The sequence below is a fragment of the Enterococcus sp. DIV0175 genome (assembly GCF_050529075.1).
In the GTDB taxonomy this organism is placed as follows: Bacteria; Bacillota; Bacilli; order Lactobacillales; family Enterococcaceae; genus Enterococcus_B; species Enterococcus_B thailandicus.
This window is the reverse complement of record NZ_CP172880.1, coordinates 2,194,412-2,218,103: the sequence shown is the minus strand read 5'-3', so window position 1 is coordinate 2,218,103 and position 23,692 is coordinate 2,194,412. Positions and strand designations below refer to the sequence as shown.

Sequence of the window (23,692 nt, the reverse complement as noted above, 5' to 3'; positions counted from 1 at the left end):
ATGGAACTTAGTTATGCATTAATACTATTTTCAACCGTATTTTTTATGGTAATTAATCCATGGATAAGAACGATTTTTTTGTTCATAGGCATATTAACTTGGAATAGCTTCTTTTTTAGTCAATTTTTAGCAATGTTTCAGCAGACGATAACTACCAGTTTCTTGCTAACAATAATGAATTTTTTTGTTTTTCCTCTCTTTTTTCTTGTGATAGGTATACAGATGCTTATCATGGGAATGATTAAAAAAAATTGGAAGAACCTCTTACTGGCGATAACATTATTGATCTTCCTTATTTATACGTATAAACATCCTGAAGTAAGTATTCATTTTAATTTGGTAGATAGCGTGATAAGACTTAGTATTTTAGTAGCGCTATTTTTTAAAGGAAAACTTTTTTTAAAAAATACCAGTAAAAGTGAAATCAGCTAGCTGAATTAGTTAGAACAATTAGGATTGTTTACGTTTATAAATTGTGTTAAATATTTTCAAAATAAAGAGTCTGGGGCTTATGTCCCAGACTCTTTCTGTTAATCGATTGTTACTTTCTTTCCTTTAAAATAGCTAGCTGAAATAGGGATTTTTCGTGCTACAAATTCAGCAGTGGAAGTTGCATCAACTAATGTGAAATTTGCGGGCATGCCGATTTTTACCCAACCATCTGGCTCAATTAGCGGCTGATTCGTCACTAATTCGAGACTTTCAGTAAGTGCTTGCTGACTCGTCAAATTAAAAATTTCGGCATAACGATTTAGTTTATCTAGCACGTCACCATTACCGAAAGGAGACCAGCAATCATAAATATTGTCACAGCCAATGAATGTTTTTACCCCAGCAGTCCTTAATTCTGTTAGGGGTGGGATCACAGGGTTCAGTGGAATGCTTGAGATAATCGTGATGTTATTTTCTGCTAAACGTGGAAACAGTTCTTTTCGTTCACTAGCAGATAATTCTTTCAGCCCATAAGCATGACTGACAGTTACTTTGCCAGCCCAGCCACTTTCTTCAGTTAATGCAATGATCTTTGCAAAAGTTTGGCGAACGTTATCACCACGTTCGTGCAGATGAAGGTCGATGGGCGCATCAAATTGTGTAGCCAAATCAAATGTGGTTGTTAATGATTTCTCCAAGTTACCATCAAGACTGAGTGGATCAACTCCGCCGACCAAGCTTGCACCATTTTGCAAAGCTTTTTTCATTTCGTCGTAAGCATTTGAACGAAGTAATCCATGTTGAGGAAAGGCAACTAATTCGTACGCCAGTTTATCTGTATACTCAGTTAAAACTTTTTGTGCCCCTTCTAAATAACGTTGACCGACTAAGGGATGAACATCAATATGCGAACGAAAATGCGTGGCGCCATGAAGCAATTCCAAATTGAGTAAATTTTTCATTCGTTCGTCAAAAGAAAGTGGTGCGGATTCTAAATAGTCATACTCTCGAGTAAACCGCTCGACAATAGTTGCTGCCGGCTCGATGGGTGTCCAAGGAATACCCAGTTTACTTTTATCAAAATGACAGTGCATTTCTCTTAATTGGGGCAGAAAAAGTGCATTTTTGCCATCAATAACCTGTCGATTTTTGTCGGGTGTTTCGCCAGCAGTTCGAACAGAAACGATGGTGTCTTGGTTGAATAAAATATCGACTGTTCTCGTTTCCGTTCCATACGTATAGTCTCCAGCTGTTAAGTAATTTGTTTCAACACGCACGTTTTTTAACAAAGTTTCCATTTTTGCACCTCCAAGTATGTATGATTACCATACCTAATTTTTGGAAAAGATACGAATTTTTGGCTTTTGATTAGCTTCTTGGATAAAACGAACACATCCACCAAAAGCACCAACTGATATGCATAAACCAGTTTCAAGCATTTCGGTAACACATTTAGCTATACTTTTTGAAAAAAAGAGGGTCTTGGAAGCAAAGTGTGAAGAAAAGTTTTGATTCGTTAGAAATTTTGTCATTTTATTTTCGAAACTAAAAAAGGATTTTTTGTTTGGCAAAGACTATACACAAAAAAGAAAAATCAATCTGGAACCCTTTCTTTCCTGTGTTCTTTTTTTGAAAAACTTGGGACAATCAGTTTACAAAGGGAACGTATGTTTGTATAATGAGGGCGTGAAGTGAGGTGTAACGACGTGTTAGACTATTCAAATGAACCAGTGAATGGCTATTTCATGATTGATATAAAGAGTTTCTATGCCTCAGTTGAATGTGTTGAACGTGGACTGGATCCCTTAGCAACAGAACTGGTTGTAATGAGCCAAGCTGACAATACTGGTTCAGGACTTATTTTGGCTTCATCACCGATGGCTAAGAAACATTACGGAATCTCCAATGTAAGTCGTCCAAGAGATCTGCCTTCGCCTTTTCCTGATAGCCTAGTTATTGCCGCACCTAGAATGAATTTATACATCAAGAGAAACATGGAAGTGAATGATATTTTTAGGCAGTATGTAACTGATGAAGATTTGTTAATCTATTCAATTGATGAATCTATTTTGAAAGTCACTAAGTCGATGAAGTTATTTACGACAGAAGGAAAAAGTCGGAGTAAGCAGCGAAAGCAATTAGCTAGAAAAATTCAACGGCATGTTTATCAGAAAATGGGTTTGATCGCAACTGTTGGAATTGGGGACAATCCCTTGCTTGCGAAACTGGCATTAGACAACGAAGCCAAAAAAAATAACGGGTTTATCGCTGAATGGACATATCAAGATATCTCTAAGAAAGTTTGGAACATAGCAGAAATGACCGATTTTTGGGGGATTGGTTCACGAACGAAAAAAAGATTACATCAGATGGGCATTATGTCCATCGAAAATTTAGCTAATTGGAAACCTGATTCACTTAAGAATAAATTTGGTGTGATAGGTCTGCAATTATATTTTCATGCAAATGGTATAGATCGAACCGATATTGCAGTTGCGCCACCACCAACCAAAGAAAAAAGCTATGGCAATTCTCAAATATTACCAAGAGATTATACTAGAAGAAATGAGATTGAGATTGTCGTGAAAGAAATGGCTGAGCAAGTAGCCATTAGAATTCGAAAGCACGGCTGTAAGACAAGTTGTATTCATGTAGGTATTGGCACATCTATATTAGAAGAGAAAGAAGGCTTTTCTCGCCAAATGAAAATACCTTTGACTGATAATACGAAACAGCTACAAATGTATTGCGTGTATTTATTTAATAAATTTTATAATGGTCAAGAAGTTCGCAAAGTCTCCATCTCCTATAGCAAGTTAGTTTATACAGAGTCGATGCAATTGGATTTGTTTAGCAATCCAGAAAAACAAATCAAAGAGGAAAATTTGGATCGAATTATTGATAAAATTCGAGAAAAATATGGTTTTAGCTCAATTGTTCATGCATCTTCTTATCTTGAAGGTGCAAGAAGTATTGACCGAAGTCATTTGGTTGGTGGACACGCTGGTGGAAATGGAGGAATCAATCATGGTTGATTATGAAGATCGTGGAATAATCAAGTGGCAAGGGATGTATTTGTCTGACCATACTGAAAAAATTGCTTGCCAAGCGAAAGAAAAAAGGACAATCAATTTGGCAAAGGTGAAAATGACAAACGAAGAAATCGCTCGAGTCTTAAACAAAGCAATCATCAAAAATAAAGCAGTCGCGATCCAAAAAGAAGAAATGGATGTGGAAGGTCACTATTCTGATGAACTTATCGGACAGATTGATGGTCATGATGAATTAGGGATTTACATTCATTCAAATAAAGTGAATTATGACGAGATCAGGCATGTCGAATTATATACCCCAAAAAAATGGAGTGCGTTAGACTAGGTTTATTTTTGAAAGAATTCGAAAGCCTAGCCATGGTCAGAATATTCTTTCCTGAGTAAGTAAAGCTGTGATTGCTGAAGAAGTATTTTATTTATGAAAGAAGTTGAAAAATAGTTTTGAATTTTTTTCAATCGATTTAAAATAACCTATTATGGTAAGCAATGAAAACAAGCAAATAATGGCTATTTTCACACTGAAGCTCATTGATTTGATTATTCCTGAAATTGAATTTTTACTAGGGATATTTTATTACTACACAAATTATTTGTTTGAATCAGCCTTAATGCCAATAAAACTGAAACACTATCCTTATTTTAAAATGTCTAGTCTTTTTCGATAAAACTCTTTGAACTGAAAGGGGTTTCGTGTTATTCTAAGGTTGTAAGGATTGAATGAAGGAAGAGAGGAAGTAGACAATGGAACATCAAACATTAACTTCATTTCCAAATGATTTTTTATGGGGATCTGCCTCAGCTGCTTACCAAGTCGAAGGTGCTTGGCAAGAAGATGGTAAAGGAGAATCTGTCTGGGATCGGTTTGTCCGAATTCCGGGTAAAACATTTAAAGGTACCAATGGTGATTTAGCGGTCGATCATTATCATCGCTTTCAAGAAGATATTGCTTTAATGAAGGAACAGGGATTGAAAGCTTATCGTTTTTCAATTGCCTGGACTCGAATTTTCCCAACAGGTCGCGGGGAAGTCAATCAAGCTGGGTTAGCCTTTTATCAGGAACTAGTAGACGAGTTGATTAAAAACGACATTGAACCAATGGTTACTTTGTATCATTGGGACTTGCCACAAGCATTGCAAGATGAATACAATGGGTGGGAATCACGCCAAATTATTGAAGACTTTACGAAGTATGCTGAAACTTTATTTGAAGCTTTTCGTGGAAAAGTTCATTATTGGATTAGTTTAAATGAGCAAAATGTCTTCACTTCATTAGGCTACTTACTGGCTGTTCATCCACCAGGTGTAACCGATCCAAAAAGAATGTATGCAGTAAATCACATCGCGAATTTAGCGAATGCTTCTGTAATCAATAAATTCCATGAATTAAAAATGCCAGGAAAAATTGGTCCAAGTTTTGCGTATACGCCAAATTATCCAATCAATAGCGATCCAAAAAATATTTTGGCTGCTGAAAATGCCGAAGATTTAATGGCAAATTATTGGATGGACGTCTACATGTGGGGCAAGTATCCAATTGCTGCAATGAAGTTTTTAGAGGAGCAAGGTTGGGCACCAACGATTGAAGCGGGCGATGAAGAACTGCTAGAATCAGCAAAGCCTGACTTTTTAGGTATCAATTATTATCAGACAGCAACGAATGCATTTAACCCCTTAGATGGCGTTGGCGCAGGTAAAATGAACACAACTGGTAAAAAAGGTTCTTCTGAAGAAACCGGTGTACCGGGAATGTACAAAAAAGTTGAAAATCCTTTTGTGGAACGCACAAATTGGGACTGGGAAATCGATCCAGAAGGGTTAAGAATTGCTCTTCGTCGAATTACCAGCCGTTATCGAACACCTATTTTGATTACCGAAAATGGATTAGGTGAATATGATAAGTTAACTGACGACAAAAAAATCCATGATGAGTATCGAATTAATTATTTGGCGAATCATGTGAAAGCCATCAAAGAAGCAATCTCTGATGGTGCGACGGTTTTAGGTTACTGCACATGGTCCTATACAGATTTGTTAAGTTGGTTGAATGGCTACCAAAAACGTTATGGCTTTGTTTATGTGGATCAAGATGAAACACAAGAAGGATCGCTTGAACGTTACAAAAAAGACAGCTATTATTGGTATCAATCAGTCATTAAAGAAAATGGCGAATCAATCGAATAATAAGAATAATAAAAAATGAAGTCGAAAAGTTGAAACGATAGCTACGTAGCTGTTGTTTCAACTTTTTTGCGAGCAAAAGTTTAACTGAAAAATTCATTCTTGATAATAAAAAAATAAAGCATTCACTTCTTCCATTGTTATAATCAAATTTCTTTCGCATTTTTATGAAAAAATGACGAAATGAAAAGAAAGAGACGAGTTCTTTGAAACAAAACTTTAGTTCCCTTCTTTTTTTTTGTATAATGGGGAATGAAATGAGGGATAAATAATGGCGCAGAAAAAACGTCCTGCAAAGAAAAAGAAAAAGACGAAAAAGCAAAAGCAGCAACAAGAGCAACTCTTGACGATTTTTGTCGGTTTTGCACTGATTTTATTTGCTGCATTTGGTTTTTTAAGATTAGGGTTCTTAGGAACTTTAGTTGCTAATGGTTTTCGAATCTTTGCAGGTAACACTTATCCAATTCTTTGTTTGTTATTAGCCATCACAGGATTCTGGATCATTATCAAGAATACGGAATTAAAGATTGGCAAACCTCGACGTTTGGTAGGAGGTATTTTCTTTTATTTAGGAATATTACTTTTCTTCCACGCTCATTTATTTGGGAAGCTCCACAGTGGAGAACCGAATATTCTTGGCACTACTTGGGATTTATTAGCAAGTGATATTAAGCAAAGTCAAGTCAGTAGTAATGTAGGTGGTGGGATGGTTGGAGCACTGTTGTATCATTTCACTTACTTTTTGATTGCTCAACCAGGTAGCTATCTGGTCGCTGTTTTACTATTGATTGTCGGCGCGTTTTTATTTAGCAATCTTGAAGGGTATCAATTACTAGAGGGCATCCAAACATTAGGGGAGAGACTGCAAGGATTGTTGGAAGGTGACCCAGCAAAACAAGCAAAAAAACAAGCTGAAAAAGCAGAGAGAAAAGAACAACGAGCACAAGCAAGAGAAGCAAAACGTTTGGCTGCTCAAGAAGCAGCTGAGGCAGAAATTGCCGAAATGGAAAAAAATCGGGAACGTCAACAAACAAGAAACGACGAACCAGATGAATTACCAGCGACAGAAACAAACGAACCGAGTTTTGTGCCAATCAATAGCTTCCAAGAACAAATGCAGACGAAGCCACCGATTGAACATACACCTACACAAACAACGTTGCCGATTGATGCGCATGAGGGGCTTGAAGAAGAAGTTCCTGAAGATGACGGCTCTGTTTTAGAGTTTGAGATTGCCGCTGAAGAAGAAAATCATGCGTATGAATTACCGTCTGTTGATTTGCTCGATTCGATTCCAGCAGTGGACCAAAGTGACGAGTATAAGAAAATCGAAAAAAATATTGGTGTGCTAGAACAAACTTTCCAAAGTTTTGGCGTAGATGCCAAAGTAGTGAAAGCGAGTCTTGGTCCTTCCGTTACGAAATTCGAAGTACAGCCTGCCGTTGGTGTAAAGGTAAGCAAAATTGTTAACTTAACTGATGATATTGCCTTAGCTTTGGCAGCAAAAGATGTGCGGATGGAAGCGCCAATTCCAGGTAAATCTTTGATTGGGATTGAGGTTCCTAATGGCAAAATCAGTATGGTTTCGTTTAGAGAAGTAATTGAAGCACAGCCAAAACATCCGGATAAACTTTTGGAAGTACCATTAGGTCGTGATGTTTCTGGTCGCGTACAAACAGCTGATTTAAGCAAAATGCCTCACTTACTTGTGGCAGGTTCCACCGGTAGTGGGAAGTCTGTTGCAATCAATGGCATTATCACAAGTATCTTGATGCAGGCAAAACCACATGAGGTCAAATTAATGATGATTGATCCGAAAATGGTTGAGTTGAATATGTACAATGGGATTCCGCATCTTTTAACGCCCGTTGTAACAAATCCAAGAAAAGCAGCACAAGCTTTACAAAAAGTTGTTCAAGAAATGGAAGAACGTTACGAAAAATTTGCCGCTACAGGAGTCAGAAATATTTCTGGGTACAATGAATTTGTACAACAAAAGAATTTAGAAGATGGCACGAAGCATCCGACATTACCGTTTATTGTGGTAATCGTTGATGAATTAGCAGACTTGATGATGGTTGCCAGTAATGAAGTTGAGGATGCAATCATTCGTTTGGCACAAATGGCTCGGGCTGCTGGGATCCATATGATTCTAGCAACACAACGCCCTAGTGTGGATGTTATCACGGGGATTATCAAAGCTAATGTTCCTTCGCGAATGGCTTTTGCAGTTTCTAGTGGGACTGACTCTCGTACGATCATTGATTCAAATGGGGCAGAAAAATTACTTGGACGTGGTGATATGCTCTTCTTACCAATGGGAGAAAATAAACCAATCCGTGTTCAAGGCGCCTTCATCTCTGATCATGAAGTCGAACGCGTCGTAAGTTTTGTAACAGCACAACAAGAAGCACGTTATGAAGAAAAAATGATGCCAACAGATGAGGTCGAGACCACTGGTACTCCAGAACAACCACAAGATGAGTTATATGAAGAAGCGAAAGCTTTGGTTGTTGAGATGCAAACGGCAAGTATTTCTTTATTGCAAAGAAGATTTAGAATTGGCTACAATCGTGCAGCACGTCTAGTAGATGAACTAGAAACGCATGGTGTGGTAGGCCCCTCAGAAGGAAGCAAGCCAAGAAAAGTCTTTATTGAGCAATTAGAAGATTCAATGAATGATTTACCAGAAGGACAGCCAGAGGATCATCTATAATTAATAGAAACAAAAAATTATATGTGTGTAAAAAAAACCAGCCAACACAGAGAATACTCCGTGCTGGCTGGTTTTTTTAGTTGGACTTCACTACGAAAGAACAAGTGAAGGATCTCGCAAACTTTCTTGCATTCCCAGATAGAATCAGTTATAGTATGTAGCGAAACTTTGAGAAAAAGAGGGAAATAATTTTGGAAAAAACGTCCATTTATGGCTTGACGAATGAAGAACTAACAAATTGGTTTATCAACAATGGCGAAAAGAAATTCCGTGCAGCCCAAGTTTGGGAATGGCTTTATCAAAAACGGGTGACAGCGTTTTCAGAAATGACCAATTTATCAAAAAATTTGATTGAAAAACTAACAGAAAACTTTGTGATTAATCCATTAAAACAAATGGTTGTGCAAGAAGCAGCTGACGGAACAGTCAAATATTTATTTGAATTACCGGATAAGAATATGATTGAGACTGTCTTGATGCGTCAAGAGTATGGTCTGTCCGTTTGTGTTACAACTCAGGTTGGCTGTAATATTGGCTGTACCTTCTGTGCTAGCGGATTACTGAAAAAAAATCGTGATTTAACTGCAGGAGAAATCGTTGCTCAAATCATGATGGTTCAACATTATTTTGATGAACGCGGAGAAGGTGAACGAGTATCTCACGTTGTTGTAATGGGGATTGGTGAACCATTTGATAACTATGATAACGTGATGGATTTCTTGCATATTATCAACGATGCGAAAGGTCTAGCAATCGGGGCACGTCACATCACTGTGTCAACGAGTGGCTTAGCAAATAAAATCAAAGAATTTGCCGATAATGGGCTGCAAGTAAACTTAGCAATCTCCTTACATGCACCCAATAATGAAGTTCGTACGTCAATCATGCGAATCAATCGAAGCTTTCCAATCGAAAAATTGATGGAAGCAGTTGATGAATACCTTGAGAAAACGAATCGTCGAATCACGTTTGAATACATTATGTTGAACAACGTGAATGATCGGCCAGAACACGCACAGCAGTTAGCAGATTTGTTACAGGATAAGAAAAAATTAGCATATGTCAATCTGATTCCATACAACCCAGTAAGTGAACATGACCAGTATTCACGTAGCCCTAAGGCAGATGTTTTGAAATTTTATGATGTCTTGAAGAAAAATGGGGTCAACTGTGTCGTTCGTAAAGAACACGGGACAGATATTGATGCAGCTTGTGGTCAATTGCGTAGCAAGCAGATGAAGAAAGAGAAAAAAGTAGCAGGTAAGTAAGAAACTGCTGTTTATTATTAGAAGACGTGACTTGTTCACGTCTTCTTTTTTATCTAAAATGATCGATCATTTTTTAAACGTCAAGAAGAAATCTTTGGGTTTTTCCATAATCATTGCTAAAATAAGTTGGAACGGGGGGAAACAAATGATTATTACTGAATTCGATCGTGACGATCTCGATCTGCGAGACCAACTTGCAGATTTATTGAGATTAACTTGGCCAGAAGAATATGGTACCGATGCGACAAAAGAAGTTGACCAGTTGATGGAACCAGATCGCATTGCTGTTTCTGCCTTAGATGGAGATACGCTGATTGGTTTTGTTGGAGCGATTCCTCAATACCGATTGACAGGCTGGGAATTGCATCCCTTAGTAGTAGAGAGCACTCGAAGGAGAAATCAAATTGGTACCAGACTTGTGACATACCTAGAAAAAGAAGTAACATCAAAAGGTGGAATCACGATGTACTTAGGTACAGATGATCTGGATCATGGAACAACGTTAAGTTATGAGAATTTATTTGAGCATACTTTTGATAAAGCAAAAGCCATTCAAAATTTGAAAAGTCATCCTTATGAGTTTTATGAGAAAATGGGGTATCAAATTGTTGGCGTGATTCCAGATGCAAATGGCTGGAATAAACCTGATATTTGGATGGCAAAAGGTCTTGTGCCAAGACCAACCACATAAAAAGAAGAAAAAAATGAGAAAGAGCCGTGCAAGAAAATGACTTGTACGGCTCTTTTTTTGAGCAAAAACCGAACATTAAAACCTTTTTTTAAGAAATCAAATCTTTTTTGCGTATTATTTTATTGAAAATAAAAAATTGTTATTTTCTTTATAAATAAAGGGAATTTTCTGAAAAATCTAACGAAAAATACTGATTAAAGAGATTATTTTAAGAAAAAAGAGAAAAAAGTAGTTGCTTTTTTAATAATTATTCATTAAACTCTTAAACAACTTCAGAAATATTTAATTATTCTGAAAATTCCGATAAAAGGGGTACGAAAGATGAAAAAGAAAGTAACTTTTGGTTTTGTTGCGGTTTGTGGCCTTGTCCTTGCTGGCTGTTATGGTGGCAGCTCAGATACAGGGAGCAGTAATACAAAAAGCAGTGGTTCTGCTAGTGGAGGCGGCGTATTTAATTTAGTTGTACCTCAAGAAATGCCAACAGCTGATTTATCTGTTGCGACAGATACAATTAGTTTTACAGCGTTGAACAACGTATATGAAGGAATTTATCGTCTTGATAAAGATAGTAAACCACAACCTGCAGGTGCAAGTGAGTTGGCAGACGTCAGCGAAGATGGTTTAACTTATAAAATCAAATTACGTGAAGATGCAAAATGGTCGAACGGTGAACCGGTAACAGCAGCAGATTATGTTTATGGCTGGCAACGTACGGTTGATCCAAAAACAGCATCTGAATATGCGTATCTATTTGAACCAGTTGCTAATGCAGCAGACATCACAGCTGGTAAAAAAGATAAATCAGAGTTAGGCATCAAAGCGAATGGTGATCACGAATTAGAAATCACGCTAACAAAACAAACACCTTATTTCCAATATTTACTCGCTTTCCCATCTTTCTTCCCGCAAAGTCAAGCTGTTGTTGAAGAAAACGGTGATGCTTATGCTTCAGCAAGTGACAAAGCAGTATACAATGGTCCATTCACATTAGAAGACTTTGATGGTCCAGGAACGGATACAGAATGGACATACAAGAAAAATGATGAATACTGGGATAAGGACGAAGTGAAGTTATCAGAAGTCAAAGTCAGTGTAGTAAAAGAATCTTCTACTTCATTGAATCTCTTTAAAGATGGTCAAGCAGATGATGTTATTTTATCAGGTGAGTTAGCACAACAAAATGCAAATGATCCAGCGTATACATCTGTGAAAGAAGCTCGTACAAGTTATATCGAGTTTAACCAACGTGAAGAAGACTCTCCATTCAACAATGCTGATTTGCGAAAAGCGATTTCTTACTCAATCAATCGCGATGCATTAGTAAAACAAGTTATGGGGGATGGCTCGGTTGCATCAACTGGCTTAATTCCAGCAGACATGACAAAAAATCCTGATACAAACGAAGACTTTGCCAAAGAAGCTGGTGATTTAGTTTCTTATGATAAAGACAAAGCAAAAGAACATTGGGAAAAAGCGAAGAAAGAGCTAGGGATTGATTCACTCGAATTTGAGTTGATGGCATCAGATGATGACTCAACGAAAAAAGTAATTGAATATATCCAAAACTCAATTCAAGAAAATTTAGATGGTGTGAAAGTTAAACCAGTTCCAGTACCGTTCTCTGTTCGTTTGGATCGTTCATCATCAGGTGATTTTGACACAGTATTAGGTGGTTGGGGTGCTGACTACGCAGATCCAAGTAGCTTTACTGATCTGTTCGTAACAGGAAACTCTTATAACCGTGGACAATGGAGTAATGAAGAGTATGACAAAGTAGTGAAAGCATCTTCTTCAACTGATGCCGGCGATGAAAAAGCGCGTTGGGATGATTTGCAAGAAGCAAACAAAATCATTGCTGATGATATGGGTGTAGCACCAGTTTACCAAAAGGCTGAAGGTCATTTAGTTAATGAAAAAGTTAAAGGAATCGTGCATCACGCAGCTGGGGCTTCATGGGATTACAAGTGGACATATATCGAAGAATAACCACTTTTATTCGTTAACAATTGAAGATGAGAAAAAACAGGGTAGGTCATTGATCCAACGACACACCCTGTTCTCATCAACAATTATAAAAGAGCGAATAGCATGAAGAGAATTGAAAAAATAAGTAAAATCCCGGCAATAATCAGCCAAAAGCTGTACATACCATGGCTGGCAGATGAAAGCAGCGAGAACTCTGGTTTTTTCTTCCGGTTTCTTGTTCGAGCTAGGTGAATCGATCGTTGAAAATGATCAAAGAAACCCGAGGAAAAAACCCATAAAAATCCGCCGATAATCAAAAACGGCAACGCGCATAAGAAAGAATCATTTGATAATTGTAGAAAAGTTAATTGATTGGTTAAAAAATTTTTTATCAAAATGAGGACCATCAACAAAATGGAAATGGCATAGGGAAGATACTTTTTGTTCATTTTTTTGCTCCTTTATCAGTGGGTTCATTACTTAATAATGTAGCGAAACATTTGTCAGAAGTCAAAAGCTAGGGGGAAACATCTGTGAATAGTTATATAAAATATGTTTTAAAACGTGTCTTCTTCATGATGATCACGCTGTGGCTGATTGCCACCATCACTTTTTTCTTAATGCAGTTATTACCAGGAACACCTTATACCAATCAGGAACGCTTGAGTCCTGAAACGATTGAAATGTTGAATAAACAAGTAGGTTTAGATAAGCCGGTACTTGTTCAATATGGCATTTATCTTTCTAATCTACTTCAAGGTGACTTTGGTATTTCTTTCCAATTTAAAAACCAACCTGTGGCTAATTTATTAGCAGGCAGAATTGGACCTTCTTTACAGTTAGGTTTACAAGCAATTATTGTTGGGACATTTGTTGGAACGATTTTAGGAACGATTTCCGCAATGAAGCAAAACACTTGGGTCGACAGTTCGTCAACCTTGATTGCAATCTTAGGACGTTCGATTCCTAACTTTGTGTTTGCGGTATTGCTTCAATATGTGTTTGCAATGAAATTACACATTTTACCAATCGCAAAATGGGATGGATTCGCTTATACCATTTTACCGACAATCGCTTTAGCGATGTCCCCGCTTGCCGATTCCGCCCGCTTTATTCGAACCGAAATGGTTGAAGTTCTTCATAGTGATTATGTTGAATTAGCTAGAGCAAAAGGGCTAAGTCGTTGGGAAATTGCCTTTAAACATGGCTTAAGAAATAGTTTGATTCCATTGATGACTTTATTAGGACCACTGGCAGTTGCTTTGATGACTGGTTCATTAGTGGTTGAAAATATTTTTGCCATTCCTGGAATCGGGGAACAATTTGTTAAATCAATTACCACAAATGACTATCCGACAATCATGGCTGTGACAATTCTTTATTCATTTATGTTGATTTTTGTCATCTTAGTCGTTGATTTATTGTATGGATTAGTTGATCCAAGAATTCGTGTTTCTGAAGGGAGTCGAGGATAGATGGAAATGGTACCAAAACGCTATGAAACAGTTGCGGAGATTCCTGCAGACGAGTTTCTTCCTTTACAAAAAAATACCGAAGCTGAGCGTGAACAGATTTCTGCTCCTTCGCTGAATTTCTTACAAGATTCTTGGCGTCGATTGAAGAAAAATAAAGCGGCAGTGGTTTCAATGGTCTTACTAACGACGATTATTTTGATTTCAATCGTGACAATTTTTGTTTCACCGCATAATCCGACTGCACAAAATGTTGATTATATCAACTTACCGCCACGTATTCCTGGTATCAGTATTGATGGTCTAAACGGAAAAGCGATGGTTGGTGGCGAGTTAGTCGATAAATATGCACAGGCAAATGTTCCAGCAAATGTGAACTTTCTTTTAGGAACAGATGGCCTAGGTCGTGATGTGCTGAGTCGCTTGTTTATGGGGACGAGAATCTCTCTATTGATTGCATTTATCGCAGCTATTCTAGACGTGACGATTGGTGTTGCTTATGGATTGGTTTCTGGTCTTTTAGGTGGACGTGTAGATAATGCAATGCAACGCTTTTTGGAAATCTTATCTGGGATTCCTAACTTAGTTGTAATGATTTTGATGCTGGTTGTATTTGAGCCAGGAATTTTTTCAATCGTAGCAGCGATGGCAATCACGAACTGGATTCCAATGGCACGGATTGTTCGTGCACAGACATTGAAATTGAAAGATCAAGAATATGTTTTAGCTGGTTTGACTTTGGGTGAATCAAAGTTGAAAATCGCGTTCAAACATATCTTACCGAATATCTCAAGTGTGATTATTATTCAAATGATGTTTAGTATCCCATCAGCTATTTTCTTCGAAGCATTCCTAAGTTTCATCGGGCTAGGTTTAACACCACCGTCTGCTTCATTAGGAACAATGCTAAGTGATGGCTACAAAACGTTCTTATATCTGCCATATCTGTTATGGATTCCGGCAGCAACTTTATCGGTTATCATGATTGGCTTTAACTTATTAGCTGATGGATTACGTGATGCCTTCGATCCTAAAATGAAAGAGTGAGAATTATGACGAAAATTTTAGAAGTGAAAGATTTAGAAATTTCTTTTGACACTTATGCTGGTAAAGTTCGAGCAATTCGCGGTGTTAATTTTCACTTGAATAAAGGAGAAACTTTGGCAATCGTTGGTGAATCTGGGAGTGGAAAATCTGTTACAACTCGGAGTATCATGCGACTTCTGTCAAGTAATGCCAACATTGACGCTGGTCAGATCCTATTTAAAGGAGAAGACATTGTTAACAAATCCGAAAAAGAAATGCAAAAAATTCGCGGAAAAGAAATTGCGATGATTTTCCAAGATCCAATGACATCGTTAGATCCAACGATGACGATTGGAAAGCAAGTAGCGGAATCTTTACGCAAACATAATAAAGTATCAAAAAAAGATGGCGAAAAAGCAGCGCTAGACCTACTAAATTTAGTTGGGATTCCAGAAGCTGAAAAACGAATCAAAAGCTACCCACATCAGTTTTCAGGTGGGCAGCGTCAACGGATCGTGATTGCGATTGCTTTGATTTGTTATCCAGAAATCTTGATTGCAGATGAACCAACAACCGCGTTAGACGTAACAATCCAAGCACAAATTTTAGAATTACTCAAAGAAATTCAAACAAAAATTGATACATCAATTATTTTTATTACCCATGACCTTGGTGTAGTGGCAAATGTCGCTGACCGAGTGGCTGTTATGTATGGTGGGAAAATCATCGAAGTAGGAACTTCGGAAGAAATTTTTTATAATCCACAACATCCTTATACTTGGGGATTACTTGGTTCAATGCCGACGTTGGAAAGTACAAGCAAACAGCTTTATGCGATTCCTGGTTCACCTCCAGATTTGTTGAATCCACCAAAAGGAGACGCATTTTATCCACGTAATGAATATGCTTTGAAAATCGATGCAGAGCAAGAGCCACCATTTTTTGAATTATCTGCAACACACAAAGCAGCAACTTGGTTATTAGCACCACAAGCACCAAAAGTTCTGCCGCCAGAAGAAATTCAACGTCGTTGGGCAATTTTTAAAGAAAAACAAGGGAGCCAAGGGGGAATAGTGGATGAAAAAAAAGCTACTCGAGGTTAAAGGTCTAAAACAATATTTCAACATTGGCAAAAAAAATGAAGTGCATGCGGTTAATGACATCAGTTTTCACATTTATGAAGGGGAAACGTTTGGATTAGTTGGTGAATCTGGGAGTGGAAAGTCGACGACCGGTCGGACAATCATTCGTTTAAATGAGCCAACTGGTGGCGAAATTTTATTTGATGGACAAGATGTGACAAAAATCAAAGGAAAAAAAGAAATGACGAAATTTCGTCATGAAGTCCAAATGATTTTTCAAGATCCATACGCATCCTTAAATCCGAGAATGAAAGTTCGTGACATTATTGCAGAAGGTATTGATGTGAACGGCTTAGCGAAGTCGCCACAGGAGCGTGCGCAAAAAGTCGATGATTTATTAAAAACAGTTGGGTTAAACCCGAGTCACGGAACGCGCTATCCTCATGAATTTTCAGGTGGACAACGTCAACGGATTGGCATTGCTCGAGCGTTAGCAGTCAATCCACGTTTTGTTATTTGTGATGAGCCTATTTCTGCACTAGATGTGTCCATTCAGGCTCAAGTAGTAAATTTATTACAAGACTTACAAGAAGAACAGAATTTAACTTACTTATTTATTGCCCATGATTTATCAATGGTGAAACACATTAGCGATCGCATTGGCGTTATGCACAATGGCTTGTTGTTAGAGATGGGAACAAGTGACGAAATTTATAACTTTGGTGTTCATCCATACACCGAAAGTTTGTTGTCTGCTATTCCATTACCAGATCCAGACCATGAGAGACAGCGCCGTCGAATCAAATACCAGCCAGAACCAGATGATAATCAAGTACGTACATTAAGAGAAATTGCACCAGAACATTTTGTGTACGCAACAGAACAAGAAGTTGCCTACTATGCGAAAAAATTGCAACGAAAAAAAGAAAACTTACTCGTAGCAAACTAGGGGGTAAGTGCTAATGCTCAAAGCCTTTAAATTCCGGATGTATCCCACCGATGAACAAAAAAAGTGGTTAATTCAAAATTTTGGTTGTGTTCGGTTCACCTATAATCATTTATTACTTTCACGACAAGAAACTTACAAGCAACTAGGTGTGATTGATTATTCGTTGACACCAGCTGCTTTGAAAAAACGTTATTCGTTTTTAAAAGAGGCGGATAGTTTGGCATTAGCCAATGCTCAGTTGAATTTGGATCGTGCGTTTCGCAATTATTTTAAAGGACGAGCCAGCTTTCCAAAGTTGAAAAGTAAGAAGAGTATGTGGCAATCTTATACCACAAATAACCAAGGACACACCATTTATTTAGAAGGAAATCAATTAAAATTACCAAAGCAAAAAAAGTTGTTCAACGTGCATGTCCACCGGCCAATCGAAGGAACAATTCGTTCAGCTACGATTTCTTCACGATATAATGAAGAGTTTTATGTTTCATTTTTATGTGAAGTTCCGCTGAATAAAAGACAGAAAACCAATGAATGGGTGGGAATCGCGTATTGCCCCAAAGGCTTAGTCGAAACTTCGCAGAAAATTGAGGTTGTTGCACCTAAACTTTTGGTGACAAATCAAAAAATCGCTGTAGCAGAAAGAAAATTGAGTATTCGAGCAAAAGCAGCTCAACAACGAAAAAAGGCTTTAGAACGAGCAAAAAATTATCAAAAACAAAAAAGAAAAGTGCTGAATCTGTATCAAAAACAAAAATATCAACGGGAAGACTACTTAGAACAGCTTTCTGCTATTCTGGTGAATAAATTTGATTATTTGTTTATTGAATCATTACCAGATGAAAAGCTTGCTTCTGATTTTTCAGTGCAAGACTGGCACAAACTGTTGACCAAATTGAGGTATAAAGCAGAATGGTATCAAAAAACTTTTATTTTGATTAATACACAAGATATCCACAGTCATTCTGCACAAGAAAAGAGTCGGCTGTTGGAACGAATTGGGAAACAATTACTTTTTGATGTCTAAACTGGTAGGAGCGCCAGAGTTCGCCTTGCTAATAAAAAGTTTTTAAAACTTTTGTTTCTAGGAATTTTCTTTTCGCTTAAAGAGAAAGCTCACTAATTATGAGAAACCAAAAACCAAGGACTGTAACATAAATCAGCAATGATTTTGTGTTACAGTCCTTGGTTTTTACCGATTAATTTTCCATTTTTGGATGGTGTTCAGGTTTTAATTGATAGATTTTTGATGGACGACCGATTCCAACGGGGCGTTCACCGATTTCGTCAAAATATTGCAACATTGCCTTTTTAAAATTTGAGTGGTCGATTGTTTTAAAATCAATTCCTAAAAATTTTGCAAACACTTTGCGAGCTTCAGTAATTGTAAAATCCTTGCCTAATACTTGAAGGACTTGTGGCTCATGTTCCATTTTATTGACGATACGGTTAAAGGCTTTTAACACGATGAAACTGTGGTCAAATGCTAACTTATCTTTTCCAGTTGATTGGCCAGTTGCTAAATCAAGTGCGATTGAGACATCGCCACTGGTCAAGTGGATTTGATTCATTTGTCGTTCTAAAGTGAACCAGCGAACCTCTTTGGCGTCATCTCCGGCAATCAAAGGTTCTTCACCAATAAAGGCAAGATAGCTGACCGTCACGACCCAGCCACGTGGATCACGATCAGGTGTGCTGAATGTATGAAGCTGTTCGATATTTTCCTTAGAAATAATAACTCCAGTTTCTTCTTGTGTTTCGCGTAAGACACTTTCACCAGTTGACTCATCTCGTTGGACAAAGCCACCAGGCAATGCCCAAGAGTTTCGATAAGGATGCCCTTTTCTTTGAATCAAAAGAATTTTTAACTGATCTTCTTCTTTGTTGTAACACATCAAAACGATGTCGACAGTCAAAGAAGGTTTGTCGTATTCAGGGCGTTCTTGTGCTTGATACCAAGTTAAAAAATCTTCTTCGCTGGCTTCTTGTTCATAATATAGTTTTTCTTCTTCTTTAGAAGCAAATTCTTTCATTCTGACACCTCCACTGCCGATAAAAGTACATTTTACTTTATTGTAGCAGACTCTTGGAAAAAACCAAGGACTTCCCGCAAAATTTCGTGGTTATCAAAGATGAAAAATGAATGGTAAAACTAAATTGACTAAAAAGAACAGTAGATAAAAAGGTAAAAACTTCATTTTTTCTTCACGAAGTGCAAAGAACCCGCAAATAATGATAAATAAATCGAATGCGATACGAAAGAGATTCGAAACAAGAAGGAAACTATTCAAGTTACCATTTAAGTTAAAGTAACCATACATCCTTATATAAAAATAACTAAAAAATAAGTGAGCAATTGTCAGTACTGCGATACTAATCATAAAAATCGTGTGTTTTTTCTGCATAATCATTCCTACCTTTGTTCATTGGTTTTTCCCCTTCTATTATACATGATTCATTTTTGGAAAAATAGCGGGGAAAATTTTCCCAAAAAACGTAACTTAATAAACGTACAAAGAATTCTAAGTTTTTCCTTTTTTTCAACTAGGAAGACGAGTAATCCTACCGAATTCCCTTTTCAAAAATTCGCTAACATTAAGATTATTTTGTGGTATACTAGCAAGGAAACGAATTCGCATCATGCGATAAAGGAGGAGGAGCCCCGTGGCAGAAAAGGAAACTTTTTATATTACTACGCCAATCTATTATCCAAGTGGCAAACTGCACATCGGTAACTCGTACACAACGATTGCCTGCGATGCTGTTGCACGTTACAAACGGTTGATGGGCTTTGATGTGTTTTATCTTACTGGAGTGGATGAGCACGGTCAAAAAATCGAAACAAAAGCAGCAGAACTAGGTGTTGAACCACAGGAATATGTGGATAAAATGGCTGCAGACGTGAAAAAATTATGGAAAACACTTGATATCAGTTACGATAAATTTATTCGAACAACGGATGATTATCACAAAGTAGCTGTTCAAAAAATCTTTGATCGTTTACTAGAACAAGGCGATATTTATTTAGGTGAATACGAAGGCTGGTATTCAGTTTCTGATGAAGAATTCTTTACAGAAACACAACTAGCTGAAGTTTACAAAGACGATGAAGGCAACGTGATTGGTGGGAAAGCCCCAAGCGGACATGAAGTTGAATTAGTCAAAGAAGAATCTTATTTCTTCCGCATGAGTAAATACGCGGATCGTTTGCTTGAGTACTATGAAGCACATCCTGAATTTATCCAACCAGAATCACGCAAGAAAGAAATGATTAACAACTTTATCAAACCTGGTTTAGAAGACTTGGCTGTTTCAAGAACGACATTTAGCTGGGGAATCCCTGTGACACGTGATCCAAAGCACGTTGTATATGTTTGGATTGATGCATTATCAAACTATATTACAGCGTTAGGTTATGGTTCAGATGATGATAGTTTGTTTGAAAAATATTGGCCTGCTGATGTCCATATGGTTGGGAAAGAAATCGTTCGTTTCCACACAATTTATTGGCCAATTATGTTAATGGCGCTAGACTTGCCATTACCTAAAAAAGTTTTTGGACATGGTTGGTTATTGATGAAAGACGGCAAAATGTCCAAATCAAAAGGAAACGTTGTTTATCCTGAAATGTTAGTTGAACGTTATGGCTTAGACGCATTACGTTATTACTTATTGCGTGCAGTTCCATTTGGCTCTGATGGTGTCTTCACACCAGAAGATTTTATTTCTCGTGTAAATTACGATTTAGCCAATGACTTAGGTAATCTATTGAACCGCACTGTTGCGATGATCAACAAATATTGTGAGGGTGTTGTTCCTGATTATGCTTCATTAGTAACGCCTTTTGATAGTGAACTGTCAACAACTGCTGCAAACGTAGTTGGACGTTACCATGATGCCATGGAAAAAATGGAATTTAATACAGCTTTAGCTGAGGTTTGGGTATTGATTTCTCGTGCGAATAAATACATTGATGAAACAGAACCTTGGGTATTAGCAAAAGACGAAGAAAAGAAAAATGAATTGGATAGCGTAATGGTTCATTTAGCTGAAACATTACGAATTGCAGCCATTCTGTTGCAACCAATCATGACTGAAACACCAGTCAAAATCTTCAAACAATTGGGATTGGATGCGGAATCCATGAACTTGGAAGGCTTACACTTTGGTGAGTTTCCTTCTGGAACAAAAGTTATTGCTAAAGGTACACCAATTTTCCCACGTTTAGATATGGACGAAGAAGTTGCTTATATCCAAATGAAAATGTCTGAAGGAACCCAAAGTACAGAGGACACAGTGAAGTGGGACCCAGAAGAAACAGAATTTGTTTCTTCAAAAGAAAAACAAATCAAATTTGATGTATTCGATAAAGTTGAATTAAAAGTTGCTGAAGTAATCAGCTGTCAAAAAGTGGAAGGTGCAGATAAATTACTGCAATTCCGTTTAGCCGCAGGGGATAGTCAGGACCGTCAAATTTTATCTGGAATCGCAGAATATTATCCTGATCCAAGTGAGTTAATCGGCAAAAAGCTTGTGATCGTGGCAAACTTAAAACCACGTAAGATGCGTGGTCAAATCAGCCAAGGAATGATTCTCTCAGCAGAAGCACCGGATGGCTCATTGCAAGTAGTTGAAGCGCCAAAAGGCATGCCAAATGGTTCAGAAATTGCGTAAATAAAAAAGGAATCCAATCGTAATGATTGGATTCCTTTTTATTTACATATAAATGATTTTGTATCACTTTAATGAAGGAAATCTTTTCAATCGTTTTTTCAAGCGAGTAGGTAGCAACGCACTTAAAACGGTGAAAGGAATCGCAAAGATGTACCAAGAAATTGTTCGTCCAATGCCATATCGTTGGTAGAGGCTCCTTAACATCAAGTGAAGTAAGCACAAACCAATAATTAACGAACCGGCGAGAAACCATTGATTATCCCATTTGAAATAACGTAAGCTCATGACAAAAACAGGATAAAGGTAAAAATAGATGCCAACCAAGGTGACACGCCAATTTTTAGTAAAGGTTCCAATGTTAAGCAAAAAGAAAATTGCAGATAAAATAATTCCTAGCGGTGGGAAAAGACTAACTAAAAAAGAATAGACGATGCTCCATAGAATCAAACCGGGTCCTCTGAATAACGCGACTAAAATTACTAGACCAGTGAGTAAAAGGAGCTGTTGACTAAACGAAGCGATGGTCAAAAGACCAAAAAGAATCAGCGTGGCCCAATGCCAGCGCGACTGTCGTTGTTCTTTTCGTGTAACTGAAACATGATCTGTGAGAAAATTTGCTAATTTTGGATGTGAACGTTGAAAGTCCAAAAGCAAAACCTCCTTTAAATAGAAACTGGCTAAATTGTAATCAAAAAGGAAAGAAAAAACATCCGACTTAAGGGGGATGTTTTTGAAAACCCTTTATTAGATTTGTGCGTAGCCAAGGGGAAAAAACTCGGTTATACTAGCAATTATATTAATAAAAATAGGAAAGAGGATGAGGAATGGGAAATAAATTAAAACGTGAAATTAATTTGTTTGGCGCATTAGCAACAGTTATGGGAACTGTTATTGGAGCAGGAGTTTTTTTTAAGACCGCTTCAGTAACTGCTAGCACACAATCACCGAGTTTAACACTTTTTGTATGGTTATTGGGTGGCCTTTTGACCATTTGTGCCGGGTTGACTGTTGCAGAATTAGCCACAGCAATTCCAGAAACAGGTGGAGCAGTTAAATACATAGAGGCTGCGTATGGAAAATTACCAAGTTTCTTATTAGGTTGGGCGCAAAGTCTGATTTATTTTCCAGCAAACATTGCGGCTCTTTCAATTATTTTTGCAACACAGTTGACGAATCTCTTTCAGTTATCCACTGATTATCTGGTATTGATTGCAGCTGTGACTGCTTTGTCAGTAACTGGATTGAATTTATTGGGGACAAAAGTTGGTGCAACTGTTCAATCTGCTACACTTATTATCAAATTGATCCCGATTGCAGTAATTGTTGTTTGGGGGTTAATGGTTCCCGAATCTGGTACGGTTCAGCTCTTTCCAATTGAAGCGGGTAAAGATGTTTCCTTTATGGAAGGATTGAGTAGTGCGTTACTGGCTACTTTGTTTGCGTATGATGGTTGGCTAGGTGTCGGCGCAATTGCTGGTGAAATGAAAAAGCCAGAAAAAGATTTGCCTAAAGCAATTATTTTAGGATTAAGTTTTGTGACAGTGGTCTATTTGTTGATTAACTTTGTTTTCTTGAAGACTTTACCAATCGAAGGAATTGCTGGAAACTTGAACGCAGCATCGGATGCTTCAGCAGTGATTTTTGGTTCATTTGGTGGAAAGTTAGTTACGATTGGTATTCTGATTTCTGTTTATGGCGCGCTGAATGGCTACACGTTGACTGGAATTCGTGTTCCTTATGCGATGGCCTTAGAAAATGAACTACCATTCAGTAATCAGTTAACAAAATTATCAAAGAAATTCACAGTTCCTTACGTGCCAGCAATGTTTCAGTTGGTGATTGCCTGTATCATGATGACGATGGGTTCATTTGATTTTCTGACAGATATGTTAATTTTTGTGATGTGGCTGTTTAGTTTACTGATATTTATCGCTGTTTTTGTTTTACGCAAGAAAGCGCCAGAGATGAATCGTCCTTACAAAGTGCCGCTTTATCCGGTGATTCCGCTAATTGCGATTATTGGCGCAATTTTTATCTTAGGAATGACAATCTTAACGCAGACATCACTTGCGATGATTGGGATTGGTGTGACGTTATTAGGAATCCCAGTTTACTTATATAAAAATAAGAAATAAATAAAAAAGAGATTGGGGCTTACTCAATCTCTTTTTTACTTGTCTAACGCATTG

The 23,692-nt window shown here is 37.5% G+C and carries 19 protein-coding genes; 14 read left to right on the top strand and 5 right to left on the bottom strand.

Annotated elements, in window-relative coordinates; all coding sequences use genetic code 11:
- Positions 1–530: 530 nt before the first annotated feature.
- On the bottom strand, positions 531–1,730 hold the full coding sequence (locus tag IGJ76_RS10465) for an amidohydrolase family protein (RefSeq protein WP_067482606.1): 1,200 nt from the start codon (positions 1,728–1,730) through the stop codon (positions 531–533).
- Positions 1,731–2,138: 408 nt separating this feature from the next.
- Here IGJ76_RS10465 and IGJ76_RS10460 point away from each other — a divergent pair, with 408 nt between their 5' ends.
- The 7 genes from IGJ76_RS10460 to IGJ76_RS10430 all read left to right on the top strand — a co-directional run bounded on the left by IGJ76_RS10460 (position 2,139) and on the right by IGJ76_RS10430 (position 12,324).
- The gene (locus IGJ76_RS10460; protein WP_430596603.1) at positions 2,139–3,467 is read left to right on the top strand and encodes a Y-family DNA polymerase; all 1,329 of its coding nucleotides are present in this window, start codon (positions 2,139–2,141) and stop codon (positions 3,465–3,467) included.
- Positions 3,460–3,810, top strand: coding sequence for a hypothetical protein (locus IGJ76_RS10455; RefSeq protein ID WP_067482603.1), 351 nt, complete (start codon positions 3,460–3,462; stop codon positions 3,808–3,810). The genes IGJ76_RS10460 and IGJ76_RS10455 overlap by 8 nt, the downstream gene beginning before the upstream one ends.
- A 416-nt stretch (positions 3,811–4,226) precedes the next feature.
- A complete protein-coding gene (locus IGJ76_RS10450; RefSeq protein ID WP_067482601.1) occupies positions 4,227–5,666 on the top strand; it encodes a glycoside hydrolase family 1 protein in 1,440 nt (479 codons plus the stop codon).
- Between the two features lie 268 nt (positions 5,667–5,934).
- A complete protein-coding gene (locus IGJ76_RS10445) occupies positions 5,935–8,379 on the top strand; it encodes a DNA translocase FtsK (RefSeq protein WP_067482599.1) in 2,445 nt (814 codons plus the stop codon).
- Between the two features lie 191 nt (positions 8,380–8,570).
- The gene (rlmN, locus tag IGJ76_RS10440) at positions 8,571–9,647 is read left to right on the top strand and encodes a 23S rRNA (adenine(2503)-C(2))-methyltransferase RlmN (RefSeq protein WP_067482596.1); all 1,077 of its coding nucleotides are present in this window, start codon (positions 8,571–8,573) and stop codon (positions 9,645–9,647) included.
- A 145-nt stretch (positions 9,648–9,792) separates the two neighbouring features.
- Positions 9,793–10,338: an aminoglycoside N-acetyltransferase AAC(6')-Ii gene (gene aac(6') / locus IGJ76_RS10435; RefSeq protein ID WP_067482595.1), complete on the top strand. Its 546-nt coding sequence runs from the start codon at positions 9,793–9,795 to the stop codon at positions 10,336–10,338.
- A gap of 321 nt (positions 10,339–10,659) precedes the next feature.
- Positions 10,660–12,324, top strand: a complete 1,665-nt coding sequence (locus IGJ76_RS10430) for a peptide ABC transporter substrate-binding protein (RefSeq protein ID WP_067482593.1) — start codon at positions 10,660–10,662, stop codon at positions 12,322–12,324.
- 83 nt (positions 12,325–12,407) lie between these two features.
- Here IGJ76_RS10430 and IGJ76_RS10425 read toward each other — a convergent pair whose 3' ends face one another.
- Positions 12,408–12,752, bottom strand: a complete 345-nt coding sequence (locus tag IGJ76_RS10425) for a DUF3899 domain-containing protein (RefSeq protein ID WP_067482591.1) — start codon at positions 12,750–12,752, stop codon at positions 12,408–12,410.
- Positions 12,753–12,836: 84 nt separating this feature from the next.
- Here IGJ76_RS10425 and opp3b point away from each other — a divergent pair, with 84 nt between their 5' ends.
- The 5 genes from opp3b to IGJ76_RS10400 are packed head-to-tail and all read left to right on the top strand — an operon-like array spanning position 12,837 to position 17,856.
- Complete coding sequence (gene opp3b, locus IGJ76_RS10420) at positions 12,837–13,778, top strand: oligopeptide ABC transporter permease (protein ID WP_067482589.1); 942 nt, start codon at positions 12,837–12,839, stop codon at positions 13,776–13,778.
- On the top strand, positions 13,779–14,822 hold the full coding sequence (locus IGJ76_RS10415; protein ID WP_067482587.1) for an ABC transporter permease: 1,044 nt from the start codon (positions 13,779–13,781) through the stop codon (positions 14,820–14,822).
- Between the two features lie 5 nt (positions 14,823–14,827).
- A complete protein-coding gene (locus tag IGJ76_RS10410) occupies positions 14,828–15,904 on the top strand; it encodes an ABC transporter ATP-binding protein (protein ID WP_067482585.1) in 1,077 nt (358 codons plus the stop codon).
- A complete protein-coding gene (locus IGJ76_RS10405) occupies positions 15,879–16,832 on the top strand; it encodes an ABC transporter ATP-binding protein (protein WP_067482583.1) in 954 nt (317 codons plus the stop codon). Before IGJ76_RS10410 ends, IGJ76_RS10405 begins: the two co-directional genes overlap by 26 nt.
- Before the next feature lie 13 nt (positions 16,833–16,845).
- Positions 16,846–17,856, top strand: coding sequence for an RNA-guided endonuclease TnpB family protein (locus IGJ76_RS10400; protein WP_067482581.1), 1,011 nt, complete (start codon positions 16,846–16,848; stop codon positions 17,854–17,856).
- Between the two features lie 172 nt (positions 17,857–18,028).
- On the opposite strand, the gene IGJ76_RS10395 is transcribed toward IGJ76_RS10400, so the two are convergent.
- Both IGJ76_RS10395 and IGJ76_RS10390 read right to left on the bottom strand, forming a co-directional pair.
- Entirely contained in the window at positions 18,029–18,862 is an 834-nt protein-coding gene (locus IGJ76_RS10395) for an NUDIX domain-containing protein (RefSeq protein WP_067482579.1), read from the bottom strand.
- Positions 18,863–18,955: 93 nt separating this feature from the next.
- Positions 18,956–19,234: a hypothetical protein gene (locus tag IGJ76_RS10390; protein ID WP_067482577.1), complete on the bottom strand. Its 279-nt coding sequence runs from the start codon at positions 19,232–19,234 to the stop codon at positions 18,956–18,958.
- A 259-nt stretch (positions 19,235–19,493) separates the two neighbouring features.
- Between IGJ76_RS10390 and metG the strand changes: the two genes are divergently transcribed.
- Positions 19,494–21,503, top strand: coding sequence for a methionine--tRNA ligase (gene metG, locus IGJ76_RS10385; protein WP_067482575.1), 2,010 nt, complete (start codon positions 19,494–19,496; stop codon positions 21,501–21,503).
- A 63-nt stretch (positions 21,504–21,566) separates the two neighbouring features.
- Here metG and IGJ76_RS10380 read toward each other — a convergent pair whose 3' ends face one another.
- Complete coding sequence (locus tag IGJ76_RS10380; protein ID WP_368027095.1) at positions 21,567–22,151, bottom strand: hypothetical protein; 585 nt, start codon at positions 22,149–22,151, stop codon at positions 21,567–21,569.
- 176 nt (positions 22,152–22,327) lie between these two features.
- On the opposite strand from IGJ76_RS10380, the gene IGJ76_RS10375 reads away from it, so the two are divergent.
- Positions 22,328–23,638, top strand: a complete 1,311-nt coding sequence (locus IGJ76_RS10375) for an APC family permease (protein ID WP_430596602.1) — start codon at positions 22,328–22,330, stop codon at positions 23,636–23,638.
- The last annotated feature ends 54 nt before the right edge of the window (positions 23,639–23,692 follow it).